A 21,937-nucleotide genomic window follows, 5' to 3' on the forward strand; every position below is an offset into this window, starting at 1 on the left:
CGGTAACCGTCGTGGCCGGCGGGGCGTCAGCCCTGGGTCGAGTACGCCGCGAGGTCGCCGACGAAGCTGTCGTAGATCTGCGTGGCGCCGACGGTCCTGTCGGCAGGGATCGAGTCGGCGAGGATCGAGAAGACGAGCAGCCGGCCGTCGGCCGTGATCACCGTGCCTGCGAGCGCGCGAACCTTGGGCAGGCTGCCGGTCTTGGCCCGTGCCAGGCCGCGGGCCGGGTTGGTTCCGGTGAACCTCCCGAGGCTGCTGTCGAGAGTGCCCGACAGGCCAGCGATCGGCATGCCGACCGCCTCGCTGCGCAGCTTGGGGTGCGCGGGGTCGACCATGATCCCGAGCAGGTCCACGAGCTGCTGCGAGCTCAGGTAGGAGCCGTCACCGAGGCCGGAGCAGTCCCGCAGGCGAGCACCGGTCATGTCGACGCCGAGCCGCCGCGCACTCGCGATCACCGCCTGGGTGGCGCCGTCGTTCGAGCCGGGCAGGCCGGCGTCCACGGCGACGAGGCGCCCGAGCACCTCGGTGATCGTGTTGTCGGAGTACTGCATGGCGAACCCGACGACCTCCGCGAGCGGCGCGGAGCTGACCTGACCGAGCACCTGGGCGTCGTCCGGTGCGGTCTCGTTGACCACGGCACCGGCGGTCTGCAGGCCCTCGGCCTCCAGCGCCGCGGAGAAGACCTCCGCGGCGTACTTGCCGGGGTCCGACGCGCGGGGCCCGTTGTCGGTGTACTCGTCGGACAGCAGCCCGACGTTGATCGCCACGGACGAGACGGGTGCCACGTAGCCGGCCGCGATGTCCGGGCTCGCCACGGTCGGTGCGATGTCGTCGCCGGTGAAGAGCGTGTCGTCGAGCGCGACCCGCACCTCGGTGGTGCCGGTGACCTTCACCTTGGCGGCGACCTGCTGAGCGAGGTCGGCCAGGCCGGCCCGCCCGTTGACGGCGTCGGGGTCGCCCTGCCCCTCCGCCAGCATCATGTCTCCACCACCCACCAGGACCACGGTGTCGTCCTCGGCGAGGACGGCCTTGGTGTCCAGCGTGGTGCCCGCGATCGAGGAGAGCGCGGCGACGCCGGTGAAGAGCTTCTGGGTGGAGGCAGGGGTCATGAGCTTGTCCGGGCTCGACGAGCCGAGCACCTCGCCGGTGCTCCCGTCGGCCACCATGACGCCGACCCGGGAACCGAGCCGCTTGTCCTTGGCCAGGCCCGTCACCAGGCGCTGCATCTCGGCGCTGTCCGGTACCGGCGCATCGTCCGGGAGGCCCTCGAGGAGCGCGACGGGAGCCGGCCCCTCGACGGCGCCGGGAGCCGACGGGAAGGGGCTCGGCTCTGGCCACGGCTCGGCCGTGGTGAGCATGCCGGGAACGACGTCGTACGCATCGGCGACGAGGTACCCGCCGAACAGTGCGACGACCGCGGCGACGGCAGCGCCGGAGCGCAACCCCCACTCCATGGGCATCCTCTCGATCGTCACGTGAAAGCCATAGGCAACTCTAGTGGCGGCAAACCATGCGATGGGTACGGCGACGGCGATTCACGGGTAATTTCACCCGCTCGCGAGACCGGCTCGCGCGCGCGGCGCACACGCTGCGAATTATGCCCAACCCGGAGAGTGGTGCTGACCACAGGTAACGGTCGGGACACAGGACACATGGCACACTGGACAGGCGCAAGGCCGCCGCCGCGGTAAGACACTTCGGCGACCATCTTCGAGAACTGGAGCACATCGACGTGGAGTTCGACGTCACGATCGAGATCCCCAAGGGTCAGCGGAACAAGTACGAGGTGGATCACGAGACCGGACGTATCCGCCTCGACCGCATGCTCTTCACCTCGACGCGCTACCCGGACGACTACGGCTTCATCGAGGGCACCCTCGGCGAAGACGGCGACCCCTTGGACGCACTCGTCCTGCTGGAGGAGCCCACCTTCCCGGGCTGCCTGATCAAGTGCCGTGCACTCGGCATGTTCCGCATGCGCGACGAGGCCGGCGGCGACGACAAGGTGCTCTGCGTGCCGACGGGCGACCAGCGCGCCGCGTGGCGCCAGGACATCGACGACGTCTCGGACTTCCACCGCCTGGAGATCCAGCACTTCTTCGAGGTCTACAAGGACCTGGAGCCGGGCAAGTCCGTCGAGGGCGCCCACTGGGTGGGCCGTTCCGACGCCGAGGCCGAGATCGTTCGCTCGATCCAGCGCGCCGAGGACACCGGCTACTACGCCAAGCACTGACGCCTCGGTTGTGGGCGTGACCGTTGCGACGGCCTGCCCGTCATAGGCGAAGCTCACGCCCACAGCCAAGGATCAGGGGCGGTCGTAGATCAACGACGACCAGCTACCGCGAGCGCGCCACCAGCCGCTCGGGCCCCCTCCGCGGTGGGCGGACCCGCCGGCGGGTCGGCCCTGGCCGTCGGGCCCCATGGGATCACCAGGGCGAGCACGAGCACCAGGACCCCGAGCGCGCGCAGCGCCAGCGCTGCGCCGTGACCATGCCTCGGCTCCTCCAGATCTCGGGCCCGTCCCATGGCCCTCCTCCCGATCGGCGCACCCATCGGCGTGTCGCCTTGCGCGGATCGCGTGAATCACTCCCGCGCCACGTTCCAATGTCGCCCAGGCCGCCGTCTCGCGCTACCGGGGCGTCCGCGGCCCGACGGGCGGCGCCTCCGGACACGGTCCGGCGCCCGTCTCATTTTCCGATCTCACGATATAAGACATGGCTTTCGGTGCCGTCCAGGGCCGTCTACGGTCACACCATGACTCGTCGAATGTGTAGTTGCTGAACCAGCGCACGTTCGCCTGCCCTCGGCCGTTCGGCCGACTCCCGCGTGCGCGCCACCCCGCCGCGGACCACCTCCTGATGCGCAGGCCCCATGGGGCACGCCGCGGCACATCTCGGCCAGTTCCGCCCGAAGCACGCCACCAGCTACAGGAAGCAGGAGAGCCATGACTCAGCCCCAGTGGTCGTTCGAGACCCGCCAGATCCACGCCGGCCAGGAGGTGGACCCCACCACGGGATCCCGCGCCCTGCCGATCTACCAGACCACGTCGTTCGTCTTCCCCGACGCCGAGGTCGCCGCCGACCGGTTCGCCCTCAAGGACCTCGGCCCCATCTACACCCGCATCGGCAACCCGACGACGCAGGTGGTCGAGGACCGGATCGCGAGCCTCGAGGGCGGCGTCGGCGCGCTCCTGGTGGCGTCGGGCCAGGCGGCCGGCTCCATCGCTCTCCTCAACCTCGCGCAGGCGGGCGACCACATCGTCGCCTCCGCGAGCCTCTACGGCGGCACGTACAACCTGCTCCACCACACTCTGCCGAAGTTCGGCATCGAGACCACGTTCGTCAACGACCCGCACGACCTGGACGCATGGCGCGCCGCCGTCCGGCCGAACACGAAGGCGTTCTTCGGCGAGACCATCCCGAACCCGCGCTCCGACGTGCTCGACATCGAGGGCATCGCGGCGGCGGCGCACGAGGCCGGCATCCCGCTGATCGTCGACAACACCGTCGCGACGCCGTACCTGATCCGCCCCTTCGAGCACGGTGCCGACTTCGTGGTGCACTCGGCGACCAAGTACCTGGGCGGTCATGGCACCACGATCGGCGGCGTGATCGTCGACGGCGGCCGGTTCGACTTCGCCGCCGACCCGGACCGCTTCCCCGGTTTCAACACGCCGGACCCGAGCTACAACGGCCTGGTCTTCGCGCGCGACCTCGGCGTCGGCTCGGCGCTGGGGGCGAACCTCGCGTTCATCCTCAAGGCACGGGTCCAGCTCCTGCGGGACCTCGGTGCGGCGATCTCACCGTTCAACGCCTTCCTCCTGGCCCAGGGCATCGAGACGCTGTCGCTGCGGATCGAGCGACACGTCGCCAACGCGCAGCACGTCGCCGAGTGGCTGGAAGCACGGGACGACGTCGGCACGGTCCACTACGCGGGCCTGCCGAGCTCGCCCTGGCACACGAACGCGCAGAAGTACGCGCCGAAGGGTGCCGGCGCCGTGCTCGCCTTCGAGCTCGATGGTGGTGCCGATGCCGGGAAGGCCTTCGTGTCGGCCCTGGAGCTGCACTCCAACGTGGCGAACATCGGCGACGTCCGGTCGCTCGTGATCCACCCGGCCTCCACCACCCACTCGCAGCTCACGGCCGAGGAGCAGGCGCTGTCGGGGGTCACCCCCGGGCTCGTCCGCCTCGCCGTCGGCCTGGAGAACGTGGAGGACATCCTCGCCGACCTGGAGCTGGGCTTCACCGCGGCCAAGGGCCTCCTGGGCGAGGAGACCAAGTAGCAGCGATGTGACGTCGCCGTCCGCGCCGGGGCCAGGCCCCGAGCTCACCACACCGAGCCGCAGGAGACACCATGGCCATCACCACCCCGAGGGCCCCGCACGACGCGCCGGACCAACCGGTCCGCTCGGTGCTCGTGCCCTTCCCTGCGCCGGACGGCGCGCACGGCGGGGACGGCGGCGCACCACCGAGCCCCGCCGACCCGGTGCAGACCTCACGCTCCCGCAGCAAGCCGCCGGTGCCCGCGAGCGGTGCGTGGCACGAGGGCGACGACCCGGGGCACCGGCTGTTCGCCGACGTCGGCGCGTTCGACCTGGAGGCGGGCGGTCGCCTGCCCGCCGTGCGTGTGGCCTACGAGACCTGGGGCACCCTGAACGCCGACGGCTCCAACGCCGTGCTGGTGCTGCACGCCCTGACGGGCGACTCGCACGTGACCGGTGCCGCGGGCCCTGGCCACGTGACCGACGGCTGGTGGGGCGAGACGGTCGGCCCCGGCAAGCCCATCGACACCGACCGGTACTTCGTGGTGGCGCCCAACGCGCTCGGTGGCTGTCAGGGCACGACCGGCCCCTCCTCCATCGCCCAGGACGGGCGGCCGTGGGGTGGGCGGTTCCCGTACATCACGACGCGCGACCAGGTGGCCGTGGAGATCGCGCTGTCCGACGAGCTCGGGATCCGGTCGTGGGAGCTGGTGGTCGGCGCGTCGATGGGCGGGCTGCGCGTGCTCGAGTGGGCGCTGCTCGGGCCCGAGGCCGGCATCGAGGTGCGGAACGTGGCTGCCATCGCCACGACCGCCCAGACCGGGGGCGACCAGATCGCGTGGGCGCACCCGCAGCTCGCCGCGATCCGCGTGGACCCTCGCTTCCGGGACGGCGACTACTACTCGGCCGCCGACGACGACGGCCCGCACACCGGTCTGGGCATCGCCCGGCAGATCGCCCACACCACGTACCGCACGGGCTACGAGCTGGACCAGCGCTTCGGTCGGCTGCCGCAGGGTGGCGAGGATCCGTTCGCGGGCGGCCGGTTCGCCGTGCAGTCGTACCTCGAGCACCACGGCGACAAGCTCGTCCGGCGGTTCGACGCCAACTCCTACTTGGTTCTCACCGAGTCGATGCTGTCGCACGACCTGGGGCGCGACCGCGGCGGCGTCGAGGCGGCGCTCAGCCAGATCACCGCTCGGGCGCTCGTGGTTGCGGTGGACAGCGACCGGCTGTTCCCGCCCGCGCAGTCCGCGCGGCTCGCCCAGTGGATACCGCAGGCGGAGTCGCTGCGGATCGTCACCAGCGACGTGGGCCACGACGGGTTCCTGGTCGAGGCCGACCAGATCGGTCCCATGGTGAGTGAGTTCCTCGGGTAACCATCCTGCGTTCCGGCGGCGCCAGGACTAGCGTGGCCGTATGGCAAAGCTCAATCCGTACCTCAGCTTCAGGTCCGAGGCCAAGGCTGCCCTGGACTTCTACCAGTCCGTGCTCGGCGGTGAGCTCGACGTCAGCACCTTCGGTGGCACCCCGATGGAGGGGATGCCCACACCCGACGAGGACAAGGATCTCGTCATGCACGGGCAGCTCGACACCCCGGGCGGCCTCACGATCATGGCGTCGGACACGCCGTCGTTCATGGAGTACGTGGCGCCCTCAGCTGGCGTCACCGTCGCCCTGACCGGCGGACCCGACGACCACGACTACATCAAGGGCGCCTACGAGAAGCTGTCCGACGGCGCGACGCCGGGTCAGCCGTTCGAGCTCGCACCGTGGGGCGACTACTACGGGCAGCTCACCGACAGGTTCGGCATCTCCTGGATGTTCGACGTCGCCGCCAAGTGACCTGCCGGCCGGTCCCGGGTCGGTTAGGGTCGCCGCATGCTTGCCGCCTACGTGACCAGCTTCTCGCCCGACAGCCCGCTCGACGGCCTGGAGGTGGGTGACCGCCCCGAACCGGACGCCGTGGAGCACTGGACCACGGTGGACGTGCGAGCCGCGAGCCTGAACCACCACGACCTCTGGTCGCTGCGCGGGGTGGGCCTGAAGGAGCAGCAGCTCCCGATGATCCTCGGCACCGACGCAGCGGGCGTGACGCCGGACGGCACGGAGGTGATCGTGCACGGCGTCATCGGGGCCGACGGCCACGGCGTCGGGCCGAAGGAACCGCGCTCGCTGCTCTCGGAGCGCTACCAGGGCACCCTCGCCGAGCGGGTGTCGGTGCCGACGGCGAACCTCGTGCCCAAGCCCGCTGAGCTCACGTTCGAAGAGGCGGCGTGCCTGCCGACGGCCTGGCTCACCGCGTACACCATGCTCTTCACGGCGGGCGGCCTCACTCCGGGCGACCGCGTGCTCGTGCAGGGTGCGGGCGGAGGGCTCGCGACGGCGGCGGTCACCCTGGGTGCGGCGGCCGGCCTGGAGGTCTGGGTGACGTCACGCTCCGCCGAGAAGCGGGAGCGGGCCGTCGCCCTGGGGGCGGCGGGCGCCGTCGAGACGGGCGCGCGCCTGCCTGCCCGCGTCGACGCAGTGCTGGAGTCGGTGGGCCAGGCGACGTGGGCCCACTCGATCCGCTCGGTGCGGCCCGGCGGCTCGGTGCTGGTCTGCGGTGCCACGTCGGGTGACGCTCCCCCCGCCGAGCTGACCCGCATCTTCTTCCAGGAGCTCCGCGTCCAGGGCGTCACGATGGGCTCGCGGGACGACCTCGGCGCGCTCGCCCGGTTCTGCGCCCGCACGGGTGTGCGCCCGGTGATCGACGCCGTGGTCCCGCTCGCCGAGGCCGCCGAAGGCCTGGCCCGGCTGGACCGGGGCGACCAGTTCGGCAAGGTGGCCGTCCGGCCCTGAGCCGTCCGCTCGTCCCGCGTGTCAGACGCTCAGGTCACTCCGGTGACCTGAGCGTCTTGCTTACAGGCCTGTCAGCGAATTCCAGCCAAACCCTTGACCGCTGGTCCGCCGGTCCGCGACAGTGTCCGAGAGAGCGCTCTCTCACTCTCGTCCATGTGCCAGTCCGACGTTCGAAGGAGCACGTCACATGCGCAGACACCTCCGCCTGCTCGCCGCCGGGGCCACCGCAGCCTCCCTCCTCGCCCTAGGAGCGTTTACCCAGGTCACCACGGCATCGGCCGCCGAAGAACCGCTCTCCCAGGGCCGGGCCGTCACCACGTCCAGCGCCGAGTTCACCTGGAGCACCGGGGCCAACGCCGTCGACGGCGATCCAGGCACCCGCTGGTCCAGCACCTCCGCCGACGACCAGTGGATCCGCGTCGACCTGGGCTCCGTGCAGTCCATCGACCAGGTGGTCCTCGACTGGGAGACGGCGTACGCGTCCGGCTACCGCATCGAGGTCTCCGACGACGGTGCCGGCTGGTCCACCATCCACTCGACCACCACCAGCACCGGCGGTGACGAGAACATCGACGTCGACGGCAGCGGACGCTACCTGCGCCTGTGGGTCACCGAACGGGCCACGCAGTGGGGCGTCTCCCTGTGGGAGCTGCAGGTCTTCGGGCCCGGCGGTGACACGCCGCCGACGGACACCGGGTCCCTCCTGTCCTTCAACAAGGCAGGCAGCGCCTCCAGCTCGCAGAACGACGGCACGTGCTGGCTCTGCACCCCCGACAAGGCGTTCGACCTCGATCCAGCCAGCCGCTGGGCCGTGAGCCCTGACACCGGCTGGGTCGACGACGGCTGGATCGCCGTCGACCTCGGGGCCACCGCGCACATCAGCAGCGTGGTGCTGCAGTGGGACCCGGCGTTCGCCGCAGCCTTCGACATCGAGGTCTCGGCCGACGGTGCCGCCTGGCAGACCGTCCACTCGGTCACCGACGGTACCGGCTTCAAGCAGACCATCCCGCTGGACGCCGACGGCCGCCACGTCCGCGTGCACCTGCGCGACCGGAGCGGCCCGTACGGGTACTCGCTGTGGGAGTTCCAGGTCTACGGAACGGGCGGCGCACCGACGGCTCCCCCGGCCGAGCCCGCCGACCCGGACTTCGAGGACCTGGACCTCGTGTGGAACGACGAGTTCGACGGCCCGGCAGGTGCCCCGGCCGACGCCGCCAGATGGACCATCGACCCAGGGCTGCCGCAGAACAACGAGCAGCAGGTCTACACGCCCAGCGGCAACGGGTTCCACGACGGCCAGGGCAGCTTCGTGCTCGAGGCCCGGCAGGAGGAACGCGAGGGCAGGCAGTACACGTCGCACCGGATGAACACGTCGGGCACGTTCAACACGCAGTACGGCCGGTTCGAGGCCCGCGTGAAGGTACCGGAGGGCCGAGGGCTGTGGCCCGCGTTCTGGATGATGGGCTCCGACTTCCTGGAGGGCCGTCCGTGGCCGTACAACGGGGAGATCGACATCATGGAGTTCATCGGACAGGACCCGACGAACGCCCACTCCACCCTGCACGCCCCCGCGTACAACGGCGCCGGTGGCCACGGCGGCTCGTACACGCTGCCCGACGGCTGGAAGATCTCGGACGGGTTCCACACCTGGGCCGCCGAGTGGGACAGCGAGGGCATCCAGTTCTCGCTCGACGGGCGGGACGTCTTCTACGCGGACAAGGACGAGGTGGAGTCCACCCGCGGCCCGTGGGTCTACGACCACGACTTCTACATGATCCTCAACCTCGCGGTCGGCGGTGACTGGCCCGGCCCGCCGGACGCGAGCACCCCCTTCCCGTCCCGCATGCTCGTGGACTACGTCCGCGTCTACCAGTAGGAAGTCTTCGACGTGGGCGCGATCGTTGCGCCTGAAGCGGTCAGGAGGACACAACGATCGCGCCCACGACGAACCGCGACGGCGGGGTATAACTGGCCGGTGCAGATGCAGCGTTCCGTGCGGCCCACACTGGAGGCCGTCGCCTCCGTCGCTGGGGTCTCCCGCGCCACCGTGTCGCGGGTGATCAACGAGGTGCCCACCGTTGACCCCGAGATCGTCGCGGTCGTGAGCCGGGCGATCGAGCAGACCGGATACGTGCCGAACCTCGCGGCCCGGTCGCTCGTGACGCGACGCACCGGTTCGGTGGCCCTCGTGGTGTCGGAACCGCCGGAGCAGCGCTCACCGCTGCCCTTCCTGGAACGACTCTTCACCGATCCGTACGTAGGGCGGGTGACCGCCGGGGCGCAGGCCGTGCTGCGGCCCCGCGACATCCATCTCGCGATCATCCCTGCCGACCCTCCCACCCACGACCAGGTCGTGCGGTACGTGCGCCAGGGTCACGTCGACGGGGTCCTGCTCATCACGTCCAGCTCCACCGACCCGTTGCCGGGCCGCCTGGCCGAGCTGGCGGTGCCGCTGGTGCTCTCGACCCGCACCACCGTGCCGGGCGTCGCGTGGGTCGACCTGGACCAGGCCGCAGGGGGTCGGCTCGCCGCCGAGCACCTGGCCGGTTCCGGCCGCACCCGGCTCGCGGTCGTCGCAGGACCGTCCGACGCACCGTTCGGGCACGCGCGGCTGCAGGGCTTCCTGGACGGGGTACGCGCCGCCGGGCTGCGCGAGCCCCAGGTTGTCGCCGCCGACTTCACCCGCCCCGGCGGTGAGGCCGCTGCCCGCGCGCTGCTGACGGCGGTGCCCGACGTCGACGGCGTCTTCGCAGCGAACGACCTCATGGCCGACGGCGTGTCCACGGCGCTCCGTACCGCCGGCCGGGACGTGCCGCGGGACGTCGCCGTCGTCGGGTTCGACGACTCGAGCGTCGCGGCGCAGGCCCACCCGCCGCTCACGACGGTGCGTCAGCCCGTCGAGGACATGTCGGGCGCCATGGCCCGGCTCCTGCTCGCGGCCCTCCGGCAGGCCGAGGAGCCGGACGCCGAGCCAGCCGGGCGCTCGGAGACGTTCATGCCCGAGCTCGTGGTGCGCGCGTCCGGCTGACGGATATCGACAGGCTCGACCGGCGAGATGCCGACCGGCGGGTGCGACCGGCGGCGGCGGAACTCAGGCTCTACTTGCATCGCGTGAGCTTGCGGTTCCGCTCCAGGCGCGTGCCTCGTTCCTCGGCCCGCACCCTGCGCTGCACCTCCGGCTCAGGCTCTACTTATATCGCCTGAGCCTGCGGTTCCGCTCCAGGCGCGTGCCTCGTTCCTCGGCCCGCACCCTGCGCTGCACCTCCGGCTCAGGCGAACCGGCGGGAGAACTCCTCCACCAGCGTGGGGCCGGTGTCGCCGATCCGCCAGACGTTCCAGCCGTCGGCCGTGTACGAGCCCGACGCCGCCGTCGCCGCCGTGTCCGGGTGCCGGTAGCGAGCGCCGTTGGCCAGCTCGATGGCGCCGTCCGGCAGGAGCATCGCCTCGAAGTGCTGGTTGCGGCGCGGGCGGGACCACACGATGCGCGTGGGCGTGCCCACGCTGCGGGCGAGCGCCTCCAGGTCCGGGTCGTCCTCCTCCTCGAACAGCATCGGGGTGCTGGCCCGGATGCTCTCGCTCGGCGGGACGGGGCGGGCCGGGGCCTCGGGAGCGCTCGACTGGTACGGGTCCGCCACGAACGCCGGCTGCCCGTAGCCGTCGTCGGGTCCGGCCAGGTAGCCGCCGGACTCCCAGGGGTTGGGCTCGGCAGCCGCCGGGGCCGCGTTGTCCTGGTAGGGCGACTCGTACCCTGGCTGCTCGCCGTAGCCGTAACCGTTCTGGTCGCCGTAGCCGGCTGCCGGCTCGGGCGGGTAGCCGTACGACGGCGCTGCGGGCGCGAAGCTCGACCCGGCACCGTAGGGGGGCTCCGGCGTGTAGCGAGGCTGGGTGGCGTCGAAGTCGGTCGGCTCGTTCGAGCCCGCCCGGGAGGCGGGCGCCGCGTCGTACGACGGCGGCTGCCACAGGTTCTCCTCCACCGGCGGCTGCGGCGCGGGCGGCGGCGGGTAGCTCGATCCAGGCGTCGGGGCCGATGGCGGATAGGCCGACGTCGGGTCCTCCTGCTGCGCGGACGCCGCGAACCGGTCGGTGCGCGAACGACGACGCGTCGCCGGCGCCGGCTCGGCGGCGGGCTCGGTGCGCACGGGGACCGCGGCGTCGCCGAGCGAGGACCGGCTGGCGGCGAGCCGCGGCGGGGTGCTCGGCGTCGGGCGGGACTCCGCACCGGGTCGCACCGAAGAGACCGGGGCGCTCGGCAGGCTGCCGCTGCCAGGTTCGCTCGGGGCGGGCGGCACGGCGTCGGGCCCCGCGGCGGCGGCCTGGGCACGGCGTGCGGCACGGGTCCCGGCCGCGCGCTCGGGCGTACCGCCACCGGCCGCACGCTCGGCCGCACCGCCACCGGCCGCACGCTCGCGTCTGCCGCCGTCAGCCGTGCGCTCGGACGTGCGCTCGGGCGTGCCATCGCCCGCCGCACGCTCAGGCGAACCACCGTCTACCGCACGCTCGGGTGTACCGCGGGGCGCAGCCCCGCGGAGGCTGGACCGCAGGCCGGTCGCCGCGTTGGTCGGGCCGGCGGACGGGTTGTCGGCGAGCGGCGGTGGCGGCGGGGCCGCGGCGCGCACCGGTGTCTTGCGCGCGCGCTCGGCGCGGGAGAGGGGCGCCTGCGGGGAGCGAGTCTGCGGCGACTGCGCGACGACCGGCATCTTGCCCGTGAGCGCGTAGCCGACCTTGACGCCCTCCTCGAACGCGTCCTTGGGCGCCGCGGAGCCACCCACGACCCCGCCGGTGACGCCCGTGTCCATCGAGCTGCTGACCGGACCCCCCATCGAGCTCGTGATGGAGCCGCCGATCGGCGCCGACTTGGTTGCGGGCAGACCCGGCGGGAGGTGCACCACGAGCGGCGAGACGTCGAGGAACTTGCGGCCGTCGTCCGAGTTCACGACGCCCATCTTCAGCACCTCGACGGGCATCGTCGGCTGGCGGAGGAAGTCGACGGCATTGAGGATCTCGTCGGGCGCGTTCTGGCAGATGATGATGAGCCGGGCGCCGCTGCCACCGTTCTTGCCCGACTGCGTGCGCGTGATGGGCACGCTGTCGTAGAAGGCGGCGACGTCGTGCTGGAACGAGCTGGCGCCGCCGCTGTACCGCGCAGCGAGGTCCGCCCGCGTCAGCCGGCCGGCGGCGCCGGCGTGGTCGAGCGCCTTGGCGAGGTTCTCCCGGTCGAGGTCCGCGACCAGCTCGACGACGACGGGCGAGCCCGACGCGTCGAGCGCGAGCAGGTGCGGTTCGTCCGGGCCGGAGCCCTGTGCGATCGGGAAGACCTCTTCACCGAGGAGTCCGTCGATGTGGGAGTCGACCACCTGGTTGGCCGTGGTCTTGAGTCCTGGTTCCGAGCCGTTCGCGGACGTCACGAGGAGGGGCCGCTGGGTATCGACCTCGAACAATGGCATCTCGTGATCTCCCGGGGTCCTGCGGCATCGGTCCGCCTTAGCCTAAAGGCCGCGCGCACGAGACCGGAAACACCAGGGTGAAGGTGTCGTGTTGCTTGTCCGAGCGGGTGTCAGGAGTGACCCGTCTCCGCCTCGTCGGCGGTGAGCCGCTCCTCGACCCGGGCGATCTTGCTGTCGATCTGCCCGGCGGGCGCACCCGGCCGGATGTCGGCCTTGATGACGAGCGACACCCGGTGGCCGCCCCGGGCGACGGCGTCGGTGGCGCGCTGGATCACCGGCATCACCTCGTCCCAGGATCCTTCGATCTCGGTGAACATCGAGGTCGTCCGGTTCGGGAGCCCCGATTCCCGGACGATGCGGACAGCCTCGGCAACCTGCTCGGCGACGGACTCGCCTGCGGTCATGGGGGCGACGGAGAACGCGAAGACAGCCATGGGTCCAGTCTGCCCCGCGTAGGCTCGACGTGTGAACGTCACCCTCCTCGCGGGCGGGGTCGGCGGTGCGCGGCTCGCGCACGGCCTCGATCTCGCGCTCGGCGCACAATCCCTGACCGTCGTCGTGAACGTCGGCGACGACACCCGGCTCCACGGCCTCGACATCTCCCCCGACATCGACACCGTCGTGTACACGCTCGCAGGGCTGAACGACGAGGACCGCGGCTGGGGCCTGCGCGGCGAGTCCTACGCGACCCTGGCCGCCCTGCGGGACCTCGGCGAGGACACCTGGTTCATGCTCGGCGACCGCGACCTCGCCACCCACATCGTGCGCACCGCGCGCCTGCGGCGGGGCGAGACGCTGTCGGCCGTCACCGCGGAGCTCGCCCGCTCGATGGGCGTCCGGCCGCACGTCGTGCCCGCCACCGATGACCACCTGGCCACCTTCGTCGACACCCCGTCGGGCCGGCTCGGGTTCCAGGAGTACTTCGTGGGGCGGCAGCACGCGGACGCCGTCCTCGGCCTGCACTTCGAGGGGGCCGACGCCGCCCGTCCCGCCCCCGGCGTGCTCGACGCCCTGGCCGCCGAGCTGGTGGTGCTCGCGCCGTCGAACCCGTTCCTGTCGATCGAGCCGCTGCTCGCGGTGCGCGGCGTCCGCGAGGCGCTGGTCGCGGCCCCGGGACGCCGCGTGGCGGTGAGCCCGATCGTGGGCGGGCAGGCGATCAAGGGCCCGGCCGCCCAGATCCTGGAGACGCTGGGGCACGAGGTGTCGGCCCTTGGCGTGGCCCGGATCTACGCGGACCTCGTGGACGTCATGGTGATCGACGAGCGCGACGCCGACCTCGCCGGGCCCGTCGCGGACCTCGGCCTGACCGTGCACGTCACCGACACGGTGATGGGCGGCCCGCCCGGCCGCGAGCGCCTGGCCCGCGAGCTGCTGGCGCTGGCGTGACCGGGTTCCGGCCGGGGAGCCGGGGCACGACGGCGGTGGTGCCGCTCCGTGACGGCGTGTCGGGCAAGTCGCGGCTGGCAGCGGTGCTCGACGCCGGTTCGCGGCGTCGGCTCGTCCGGGTGCTGGCCCGGCACGTGGTGACGACGCTGCTCGCCACCGGAGGGATCGGGCGGGTGGTCGTGGTGACGGCGGACCCGGTCTTCACGCGGGAGACGCTGGCGGGGCTGGACGTCGAGGTGCTGGAGCAGCCCGCCGGCCGGCCGGGGCTGAACGCCGCGCTGGAGCACGCGCGCGAGGTGCTCGCGGCGAGGTCGCCGGGTCTGCCGCCCGGGACGCCGAGCCTCGGGACGCCGGTTCCTGGGCCCGGCCGGCTCCTGGTCGCGCACGCCGACCTGCCCGCCCTGACCCCGGAGGACGTCGGAGCCCTCCTCGCCGAGGCCGCCCCGGTGGTGGTCGCGACGGACCGCTACCGGTCTGGGACCAACCTCCTGCTCCTCCCCTTCGAGACCGAGGCTGATCCGCTCTCAGCGGCCGCAGAGCGAAGCAGCCTAGGTCTCGAAGGGGACAGGGACGAGGTCGAGGTCAGTGGCTTCCGGTTCCGGTTCGGCCTCGGGTCGCTCGCCGCGCATCTTGCGGAGGCGGAGGCGCGTGGCCTCGACGTGACGGTCGTGCACCGGCCCGGCACCGCCGTCGACCTGGACACTGCCGACGACTGGTCGCAGCTCCCGGATGAAGTTCGCGCCGCCGTCGGCCAACAGGTGCCTGGTCTGCTGTAATTTGCCCGGTATAGACGGGTTCATTCCGTCCGTCGATCCGCCCCCGGACCAGGGAGTCACCGTGAGTGCTGTGCAGAACGTCGGGATCGTGGGTGCAGGGGCCGCTGGGCTCGCGACCGCCATCCTGTTGGCCGAGGCAGGTGCCGACGTCGTCGTGTACGAGGCGAAGCCGACCCTGGGCGCCCTCGGGTCCGGCATCACGCTGCAGGGCAACGCGCTGCGGGCGCTCGACCGCCTCGGCGTCTGGGACCAGGTGCGGGAAAGGTCGTTCTCCTTCGACCTGCTCGGCATCCGTGCTCCCGGCCCGGAGGCGCCGCTGGTCGCCGAGATGCCCGACAACAAGATGGGCGGCCCCGACTACCCGGCGACGGCGGGCATGTACCGCCCCGACCTGGCCGAGATCATGCTGGCTCGCGCGCGAGAGCTCGGTGCCACCGTCCGCTCCGGCACCCGGGTCACGGCGCTGACCCAGACCGACGGCGCCGTGACGCTCGCCCTGGAGACGGACGCCGGGGCCGAGCAGGTGACCCACGAGCTGGTCGTCGGGGCGGACGGGCTGAACTCCGCCGTCCGCGACCTGATCGGCATCGAGACCAGGCCGGAGCCGAACGGGATGGGCATCTTCCGAGCCTTCGTCAGGCGGCCCGCGGAGGCCGACCACACGGAGCTCGTGTTCGGCGGCCCGTCCTACATCGCGGGCTTCTGCCCTACCGGCGAGGACACGATGTACGCGTACCTGGTCGAGGACAAGCAGGACCGTCAGGGCATGACGCCCGAGGAGGGCTCGAAGATCATGGCCGAGATGGCCCGCCCCTACGGCGCCCACTGGAACGCCATCCGGGCCCAGCTCGAAGAGGGCGTAGAGCACCTCAACTACACATGGTTCACCAGCCACGTCGTCGCCGAGCCGTGGAACCGCGGGCGCGTGGTCATCATCGGCGACGCCGCCCACTCCTGCCCGCCCACCGTGGCGCAGGGCGCCGCGCAGGCCCTGGAGGACGCTCTCGTGCTGGGCGACGTGCTGACCAGGCACGCAACCGTCTCCGACGAGCTGTGGGCAGAGTTCCACGAGCGCCGGGTCCCGCGCGCGACGACGGTGGTCGAGGCGTCGAACCAGATCGCCTCCTGGCTGCTGGCACACGAGCGGGGCGACGTGCAGGGCATGCACACGACGATCTCGGACCTGGTCTCCCAGGAGCCCTGACCGCGTAGCGGGTGGCTCACCACCCGCCGCGGTGGATGACCTCGTCCAGAGGCTTGCGCTTGCGGCGGGTGGGTGAGCCCTTCGCCCCGCCGTCGGCCGGGTGCCCGACGGCGACCACGCCGGTGATCTCGAACTCGTCCGGGACGCCGAGCTCTGCCCGGACGGCGGCCACGTGCTCCGGCGGGACGCCGAAGAAGCAGGCGCCCAGCCCCTCGTCGACGGCGGTCTGCAGCATGAGCAGCGACGCCATGCCGACGTCGATGTGCCAGAAGGGCACCGGCCAGCGGGACTCGTCGAGGTCTTCCCAGCCCTTGTCCTTCTCGGCGTACCGCCGCAGGTAGGCAGCCTTGGACGCGAGCGCGAGGATGATCACCGGCGCGGTGCGCATACCGGCGAGCCACGTCGACATGTCACGCTCCGAGCGCTCCGTGGTGCCCGGCGTCGAAGCCGCCCAGAACCGGTCCCGGTCCTGAGGCGTCTCCAGCACCACGAACGCCCACCCCTGGCTGAACCCCGCGCTGGGGGCGCGGACGGCGTTGCGGGTGATGCGATCGACCGCCTCGGCCGGTACAGGCTCGCCGGTGAACTTGCGGTGCATCCTGCGCGTGCGGACGACGTCCTGGAATTCCATGGGTCTCATTGTCGACCCCTCTGCTCGTCGACGTTCGGCCGGCCACGACTTGCGTTGGACGGCAGCTTCGAGGGGTATCTCAACGGTTGGAGTGAACCGTCAGCAGGTGGCCTCCATCAGCAGGAGCAGCGCGCTGTTCCAGTCGTACAGGGGCTCGTCGGTGTAGACCGGGTAGGCGTTGTCCCGCCCGGTCACGCCCATGGACACCTGCCGCTCGCCGTCGGGCGACGTGAAGGTGAAGGAGAGGGTGCCGAGCGACGCGCCGTCGTGCCCGTAGAGCCAACCGCCGGGAACGCACGGGTCGGGGACGCGGTAGACGCCCAGACCGTACCCGGCCCCGCCCGCGGTCCGCGGATCCAGCATGTCAGCGGTGGTCCCCGGGGCGACCAGGCGGTTCGTCACCAGGGCCTCGGTGAAGTCGGCGAGGTCCTCGGTCGTGCTCGTGACCGCGCCCGCCGCGGCGAACAGGCTCGGGTCGAAGTGGTCGAGGTCGTACCAGCCGGCGCCCTCCGGGCCCGTGTACGCCGACTCGTGGAGGAACGGGCCGCGCACGCCCGGGTCGTCGGGGTAGGCGCTCTGTCGCATTCCCGCAGGGGCGAACACCCGGTGCTCCAGCAGGTTCTCGACGCTCCGTCCGGTGACCTCCTCGAGCATCAGGCCGAGCACCACGTACCCGGCGTTCGAGTAGGAGAAGTCGGTCCCTGGTTCGTGCACCCACGGTGCGGCCTGCAGGGCCTCGATGTGGTCGGCCGGCGTGACCTCCTGGCCCGTCACCTCGAAGTACTCGTCCAGCGACGTCGGATCGGTCATCCGCAGCCCGATGATCCAGTTGGTGGCGGTCGGCGCGCCCGAGCGGTGGCTCAGCAGCTGCTCGATCGTCACGCCCGCCGGCATGACGCCGGGCAGCACGTCCTCGACGGGAGTGTCGAGCGTCCAGGTCCCCTTCTCGACCTCCTGCATCACGAGCGTGGCGACCATCGGCTTGGTGTTGCTCGCGGCGCGGAACCGGTCGCGCGGCTTGGCCGGAGCGCGGCCCTCGCGCTCCCGGGTCCCAGCGGCACCGCTCCAGGTGTCCGACGGCGTCTCGACCCGCGCCGTCACGCCCACGGCGCCGCCTGCCACGAGGGTGTCCAGCGCTGCGTCGAGCTCGGCATCGGCCGGCGTCTTCAGGCCCTGCTCGAGCGCCCGGCTCTTGGCGATGTCGCGCTGGGCCGCACGTGCGGCGTCGGCCACCTCCGCGGACAGGGTGGCAGGAGCGTCCGCTGCCACGAGCACCGACGGCGGTTCGTCGGCGCTCGTCGCGTGGGCGGAACCCGCCACCACCAGCGGCGCCGCGAGCGCCAGCGTCGCGCTCAGAGCGAGCGCCGCCCGGCGATTCGTGCGATCCATGGGAGTCTCCTTCGTCTCGGCTGTGCTCCCATCCTCACGACGGACGCCCGCGGGCGGATCAGCCGGGCGACGGATATCGCTCCGACCAGCGGCGGACCTGTCCACCCGGCGACCTCGCCAAACGTAGGCCTCATCGCACCACGCTGCCGAACGTAGGCCTGATCGCTTCAAGAGCGCTCAGAGAGCGACTACTCCTACGTTCGGCAGCGTCACGCCGTCCTACAGGCGGTCCGCTATGACCTCCAGCAAGGACTTGCCCTCTACGCCCGCCAGGTCCAGCGCCTGCGTGCGGCACGAGAAGCCGTCGGCCAGGTACGTGGTGCCGGGGGCGGCCTCGCGCAGCGCGGGCAGCAGGGCGTTCTCCGCGACCGCCACCGACGTCTCGTAGTGCCCCTTCTGCATGCCGAAGTTGCCGGCCAGGCCGCAGCAGCCCGCGAGGACCTCCACCTTCGCCCCGCCCTTCTCGAGCAGGTTCTGGTCTGCCTCGAACCCCATCACCGAGTGCTGGTGGCAGTGCGGCTGCACCACCGCGGACACGTCCGCAAGGGAGGGCAGCTCCCACTCGTCCGGGGTGTCGGCCGAGGTGAGCAGCTCGGCGGGCGTCCGCGTCATGCGGGCGACGGCCTGCGCGCGCGGGTCGTCAGGGAACAGGTCGAGCAGGTCGGAGCGCAGCACCGCGGTGCAGGACGGCTCCAGCCCCATGATCGGGATGCCGTTCACGGCGTACGGGCCGAGCACCTCGAGCAGCTTGAGCAGGCGGCGCCGTGCGCCGTCGAGCTGGCCCGTCGAGATCCAGGTGAGGCCGCAGCAGGCCTGCTCGTCGGGCACGATCACCGAGAACCCCGCCGCCGTCAGCACCTTCACGGCCGCCTGCGGCACCGTGGGCGAGAGGGCGTCGCTGAACGAGTCGGTCCAGAGCACGACCTTCGGCTTGGTCGCGAGCCGGGCCGCCGTCTCGCCCTCGCGCCCGGGCACGCCAAGCCCCTCCTCGTCCGTGACGGGCAGGCCGGGGACGCCGTGCGTCGCGCCGCCGCGCGCCCACCACTGCCGGAACGGGACCTCGGCGAACTTCGGCATCGACCGGCGCGTGTCCATGCCGCCCGCCCGCAGCACCGCCTTGCCGATCCACCTCACGCCCAGCAGGCCGTTGACCAGCTCGGGGACCGCACCGGCGAGGCGGGCCCAGCGCGGCAGCCAGCCGAGGGCGTAGTGGTCGACGGGACGCAGCTTGCCGCGGTAGGTCCGGTACAGGACCTCCGACTTGTACTGCGCCATGTCGACGCCTGCCGGGCAGTCGCTCGAGCACGCCTTGCACGACAGGCACAGGTCGAGCGACTCCCGCACCTCCGGCGCAGCGAGGCCACCGACGAGGGTCCCGTTCACCGCCTCCTGCAGCACACGGGCCCGTCCACGGGTGACGTCCTTCTCGTCCTTCGTCGCCTGGTAGCTCGGGCACATGAAGCCGCCCGACGCCGAGGTGTCCGCCCGGCACTTGCCGACGCCCACGCAGCGGTGCACCGCCGTGGACAGGTCGTTGTGGTCGTGCGCGAACGAGAATCCCTCGTACCCGGACTTGCGCCGGACACCATGGCCAGAGCCCTTTCCGGCCAGCGGCAGCATGGTGCGCACCGGGGCGGCCTGGGGGCGGCGCAGGTCCGCGTCCACGGCCCGCGGCCGCACGACGACGCCCGGGTTCAGCAGGTCCTCCGGGTCGAACAGGGCCTTGAACCGTTCCATCAGCGCGATGGCGTCGGGCGAGTAGATGAGGGGCAGCAGCTCGGACCGGGCACGACCGTCACCGTGCTCGCCGGACAACGACCCGCCGTAGCTCGCGACGAGCTGCGCCGCCTCGATCATGAAGGTGCGCAGCACCGACCCCGACGTCTCCAGCGGGATGTCGATCCTGAGGTGCACGCAGCCGTCGCCGAAGTGCCCGTAGGGCAGGCCGTCCACGCCGTAGCGGTCCATGAGCGCCTGCAGGTCGCGCAGGTACGGCCCCAGCTTCTCCGGCGGCACTGCCGAGTCCTCCCAGCCGGGCCACGCCTGCTCGCCGGCGGGCGTGCGGCCGGCGAGCCCGGCGCCGTCAGCCCGGATCTGCCACATCTTGGTGGCGTCCGGCCCGGCGGGAAGGACCAGGGAGTCCAGTGCCGTCGACGACGCGACGATCGCGTCCGCGCGCCCCAGCGCCTCGGCCTGGGACGAGCCGCCGACCTCGATCATCAGCCAGCCCGAGACGCCCCGGGCACCGGCACCGGGCAGCGGGGGCACCGAGCCGTCGCCCTTGGCGCGCCGCACGACGTCGACCAGGCGGGCGTCCATGCCCTCTATCGCGAGGGGCTTGTGGTCAAGGAGGCGCGGGACGTCGTCGGCGGCCGTGGCCATGTCGGGGTACGCCAGGACGACGAGCGTGGGTGCGCCCGGCGTCTCCACCAGCTTGAGCTCCGCCTCCAGCACCGTGACGAGCGTGCCCTCAGTGCCGACGAGGGCACGAGCGAGGTTCGATCCGTTCTCGGGGAGCAGGTGTTCGAGCGAGTAGCCGGACACCTGCCGGCCGAACCGGCCGAACTCCGTACGGATCAGCGCGAGGCTGTCCCGGACCAGCTCCTTGAGCCCAGGCACGTCGGCGAACTCGGGGTCGCCGGAGCCGGCGGTGAACCGCCTGCCGGCGCCGTCGACGACGTCGAGCGACACCACGTTGTCGGCGGTGCGCCCGTACGCGACAGCGTGGGGGCCGCAGGCGTTGTTGCCGATCATGCCGCCGAGCGTTGCGCGGTTCTGCGTGCTGGGATCCGGGCCGAACCGCAGGCCGTGGACCTTGGCCTCCGTCTGGAGGGTGGACATGATGGTGCCCGGCTGGACCCGCGCCGTGCGGTGCTCCGGGTCGATGCTCAGCACCCGGTCGAGGTTTCGTCCCAGGTCGAGGACGACGCCCGGGCCCACAGAGTTGCCGGCGACCGAGGTGCCCGCACCACGCGCCGTGATCGGGACCTTGAGCTCGCGCAGCACCTCGAGCGCCGCGACGACGTCGTCCGTGCTCGTCGGGAAGAGCACACCCTGCGGGACGACCCGGTAGTTGGACGCGTCCGTCGAGTACTCGGCGCGGCGGCGGGTGCTGGTGTCGACGGCGCCGTCCATAGCGGTCCGCAGCGCGTCGGCCACCGCCTCGCGGGCGGCCTCGGCCGCGTGGTCCGCCTCCCGGCGCGCGGCCTTGCGCCGCTCCTCGCTCTCGGCGCGGCTGCGTTCCATCTCCTCGGCGGCGCGGGCCTCGGCCTTCTCGCGCGCGGCGCGGGTGGCCTCGGCGTCGTCGGCCGTGTGGCCCGTCGAGCCGTGCGCAACGCGTTCGTCGTCGTTCATACCGTTCCGGGACGGGGAATCGTTGGTCTGCGATGGCACGCCGCGATTCTCGCACCACGAGCCGCCGGATCGCGCACCCGTCCGGCCCCGTCGTCGAGTGCTGGGTATCTGTCGGGCTCCGGTCGCGAGCTCCACGAACACCCAGCACCCGACGCGGTGGTCAGCCCTCGAAGGTGACGGTCAGCGTGATCTCGCCCACGCCGGTCAGCGCCTTGGAGATCGGGCAGCCGACCTTGGCGGCCTCGGCAGCTGCCTTGAAGCCGGCCTCGTCGACGCCGGTGGCGAACCCGCGCACGGTCAGCGCGCTCTTGCTGATGTAGAGGCCGCCGGCCGGATCCGGCCCGAGGGTCACCTCAGCGGTGACCTCGATCTGCTCGGGTGTGCCACCGGCAGCGCCCAGCTCGTTGGTGAACGCCATCGTGAAGCAGGACGAGTGCGACGCCGCGAGCAGCTCCTCGGGGCTGGTGACGCCGTTGGCGTCGTCGGCGGCGCGGGCCGGGAACGACACGTCGTACGTGCCGACGCCCGACGACGACATCTCGACCTGTCCCGACCCTTCCTTGAAGGTGCCGTTCCAGGCGGTGCGGGCGGTACGTGCTGGCATGTTGCACTCCTTGACTGACGAGAAGAAATCTCGGACGGGTCCTGCCT

Annotated in this window: 18 protein-coding genes; 10 read left to right on the forward strand and 8 right to left on the reverse strand. The window is 72.1% G+C overall.

Translation table 11 applies throughout. The annotated features are described in order from the left end of the window. Positions 1-26: 26 nt before the first annotated feature. Positions 27-1,475: a D-alanyl-D-alanine carboxypeptidase/D-alanyl-D-alanine endopeptidase gene (gene dacB / locus APR04_RS12280; RefSeq protein ID WP_253870649.1), complete on the reverse strand. Its 1,449-nt coding sequence runs from the start codon at positions 1,473-1,475 to the stop codon at positions 27-29. Positions 1,476-1,732: 257 nt separating this feature from the next. Between dacB and APR04_RS12285 the strand changes: the two genes are divergently transcribed. Beyond that, complete coding sequence (locus APR04_RS12285; protein ID WP_253870651.1) at positions 1,733-2,233, forward strand: inorganic diphosphatase; 501 nt, start codon at positions 1,733-1,735, stop codon at positions 2,231-2,233. 89 nt (positions 2,234-2,322) lie between these two features. Here APR04_RS12285 and APR04_RS12290 read toward each other — a convergent pair whose 3' ends face one another. Beyond that, positions 2,323-2,526, reverse strand: a complete 204-nt coding sequence (locus APR04_RS12290) for a hypothetical protein (RefSeq protein ID WP_253870654.1) — start codon at positions 2,524-2,526, stop codon at positions 2,323-2,325. 418 nt (positions 2,527-2,944) lie between these two features. Here APR04_RS12290 and APR04_RS12295 point away from each other — a divergent pair, with 418 nt between their 5' ends. The 6 genes from APR04_RS12295 (at position 2,945) to APR04_RS12320 (ending at position 10,130) form a co-directional block, all read left to right on the forward strand. After that, complete coding sequence (locus tag APR04_RS12295; RefSeq protein ID WP_253870655.1) at positions 2,945-4,282, forward strand: bifunctional o-acetylhomoserine/o-acetylserine sulfhydrylase; 1,338 nt, start codon at positions 2,945-2,947, stop codon at positions 4,280-4,282. A gap of 71 nt (positions 4,283-4,353) precedes the next feature. Next, the gene (gene metX, locus APR04_RS12300; protein WP_253870656.1) at positions 4,354-5,640 is read left to right on the forward strand and encodes a homoserine O-acetyltransferase MetX; all 1,287 of its coding nucleotides are present in this window, start codon (positions 4,354-4,356) and stop codon (positions 5,638-5,640) included. A 40-nt stretch (positions 5,641-5,680) separates the two neighbouring features. After that, complete coding sequence (locus APR04_RS12305) at positions 5,681-6,106, forward strand: VOC family protein (protein ID WP_253870658.1); 426 nt, start codon at positions 5,681-5,683, stop codon at positions 6,104-6,106. 36 nt (positions 6,107-6,142) lie between these two features. After that, a complete protein-coding gene (locus tag APR04_RS12310; RefSeq protein WP_253870660.1) occupies positions 6,143-7,102 on the forward strand; it encodes a zinc-binding dehydrogenase in 960 nt (319 codons plus the stop codon). A 187-nt stretch (positions 7,103-7,289) separates the two neighbouring features. After that, positions 7,290-8,978, forward strand: a complete 1,689-nt coding sequence (locus APR04_RS12315; RefSeq protein ID WP_253870661.1) for a discoidin domain-containing protein — start codon at positions 7,290-7,292, stop codon at positions 8,976-8,978. 117 nt (positions 8,979-9,095) lie between these two features. After that, positions 9,096-10,130, forward strand: coding sequence for a LacI family DNA-binding transcriptional regulator (locus APR04_RS12320; RefSeq protein WP_253870663.1), 1,035 nt, complete (start codon positions 9,096-9,098; stop codon positions 10,128-10,130). Positions 10,131-10,371: 241 nt separating this feature from the next. On the opposite strand, the gene APR04_RS12325 is transcribed toward APR04_RS12320, so the two are convergent. Then, positions 10,372-12,546, reverse strand: a complete 2,175-nt coding sequence (locus APR04_RS12325; RefSeq protein ID WP_253870665.1) for a restriction system modified-DNA reader domain-containing protein — start codon at positions 12,544-12,546, stop codon at positions 10,372-10,374. Positions 12,547-12,656: 110 nt separating this feature from the next. Then, entirely contained in the window at positions 12,657-12,980 is a 324-nt protein-coding gene (locus APR04_RS12330) for a thiamine-binding protein (RefSeq protein WP_253870667.1), read from the reverse strand. 31 nt (positions 12,981-13,011) lie between these two features. Between APR04_RS12330 and cofD the strand changes: the two genes are divergently transcribed. From cofD to APR04_RS12345, 3 genes are all read left to right on the forward strand, one after another. Then, positions 13,012-13,932 (forward strand): 2-phospho-L-lactate transferase, encoded by a 921-nt coding sequence (cofD, locus tag APR04_RS12335; protein WP_253870669.1) that lies wholly within the window; start codon positions 13,012-13,014, stop codon positions 13,930-13,932. Further along, on the forward strand, positions 13,929-14,708 hold the full coding sequence (locus APR04_RS12340) for an NTP transferase domain-containing protein (protein ID WP_253870670.1): 780 nt from the start codon (positions 13,929-13,931) through the stop codon (positions 14,706-14,708). Before cofD ends, APR04_RS12340 begins: the two co-directional genes overlap by 4 nt. Positions 14,709-14,769: 61 nt before the next feature. Continuing rightward, positions 14,770-15,912, forward strand: coding sequence for an FAD-dependent monooxygenase (locus APR04_RS12345; RefSeq protein ID WP_253870671.1), 1,143 nt, complete (start codon positions 14,770-14,772; stop codon positions 15,910-15,912). Positions 15,913-15,928: 16 nt separating this feature from the next. Here the strand turns inward: APR04_RS12345 and APR04_RS12350 are convergent, their stop codons facing one another. The 4 genes from APR04_RS12350 to APR04_RS12365 form a co-directional block, all read right to left on the reverse strand. Beyond that, complete coding sequence (locus tag APR04_RS12350; protein ID WP_253870672.1) at positions 15,929-16,543, reverse strand: nitroreductase family protein; 615 nt, start codon at positions 16,541-16,543, stop codon at positions 15,929-15,931. 99 nt (positions 16,544-16,642) lie between these two features. Next, complete coding sequence (locus tag APR04_RS12355; RefSeq protein ID WP_253870673.1) at positions 16,643-17,932, reverse strand: serine hydrolase domain-containing protein; 1,290 nt, start codon at positions 17,930-17,932, stop codon at positions 16,643-16,645. Positions 17,933-18,151: 219 nt separating this feature from the next. After that, positions 18,152-21,067 carry an FAD-binding and (Fe-S)-binding domain-containing protein gene (locus APR04_RS12360; RefSeq protein ID WP_253870981.1) on the reverse strand — a complete coding sequence of 972 codons (2,916 nt, stop codon included), beginning with the start codon at positions 21,065-21,067 and terminating at the stop codon, positions 18,152-18,154. Positions 21,068-21,446: 379 nt separating this feature from the next. Beyond that, positions 21,447-21,890: an OsmC family peroxiredoxin gene (locus tag APR04_RS12365; RefSeq protein ID WP_253870675.1), complete on the reverse strand. Its 444-nt coding sequence runs from the start codon at positions 21,888-21,890 to the stop codon at positions 21,447-21,449. Between the last annotated feature and the right edge of the window lie 47 nt (positions 21,891-21,937).

Origin of the sequence: Promicromonospora umidemergens, assembly GCF_024171995.1 — a bacterium.
Taxonomy (GTDB): Bacteria; Actinomycetota; Actinomycetes; order Actinomycetales; family Cellulomonadaceae; genus Promicromonospora; species Promicromonospora umidemergens.

Excerpts from the sequence above, each read along its gene's own strand:
- APR04_RS12290 (WP_253870654.1), bottom strand. The coding sequence starts at position 2,526 with ATGGGACGGGCCCGAGATCTGGAGGAGCCGAGGCATGGTCACGGCGCA.
- APR04_RS12295 (WP_253870655.1), top strand. The coding sequence starts at position 2,945 with ATGACTCAGCCCCAGTGGTCGTTCGAGACCCGCCAGATCCACGCCGGC.
- metX (WP_253870656.1), top strand. The coding sequence starts at position 4,354 with ATGGCCATCACCACCCCGAGGGCCCCGCACGACGCGCCGGACCAACCG.
- APR04_RS12305 (WP_253870658.1), top strand. The coding sequence starts at position 5,681 with ATGGCAAAGCTCAATCCGTACCTCAGCTTCAGGTCCGAGGCCAAGGCT.
- APR04_RS12310 (WP_253870660.1), top strand. The coding sequence starts at position 6,143 with ATGCTTGCCGCCTACGTGACCAGCTTCTCGCCCGACAGCCCGCTCGAC.
- APR04_RS12315 (WP_253870661.1), top strand. The coding sequence starts at position 7,290 with ATGCGCAGACACCTCCGCCTGCTCGCCGCCGGGGCCACCGCAGCCTCC.
- APR04_RS12325 (WP_253870665.1), bottom strand. The coding sequence starts at position 12,546 with ATGCCATTGTTCGAGGTCGATACCCAGCGGCCCCTCCTCGTGACGTCC.
- APR04_RS12330 (WP_253870667.1), bottom strand. The coding sequence starts at position 12,980 with ATGGCTGTCTTCGCGTTCTCCGTCGCCCCCATGACCGCAGGCGAGTCC.
- APR04_RS12350 (WP_253870672.1), bottom strand. The coding sequence starts at position 16,543 with ATGGAATTCCAGGACGTCGTCCGCACGCGCAGGATGCACCGCAAGTTC.
- APR04_RS12355 (WP_253870673.1), bottom strand. The coding sequence starts at position 17,932 with ATGGATCGCACGAATCGCCGGGCGGCGCTCGCTCTGAGCGCGACGCTG.
- APR04_RS12360 (WP_253870981.1), bottom strand. The coding sequence starts at position 21,067 with ATGGACGGCGCCGTCGACACCAGCACCCGCCGCCGCGCCGAGTACTCG.
- APR04_RS12365 (WP_253870675.1), bottom strand. The coding sequence starts at position 21,890 with ATGCCAGCACGTACCGCCCGCACCGCCTGGAACGGCACCTTCAAGGAA.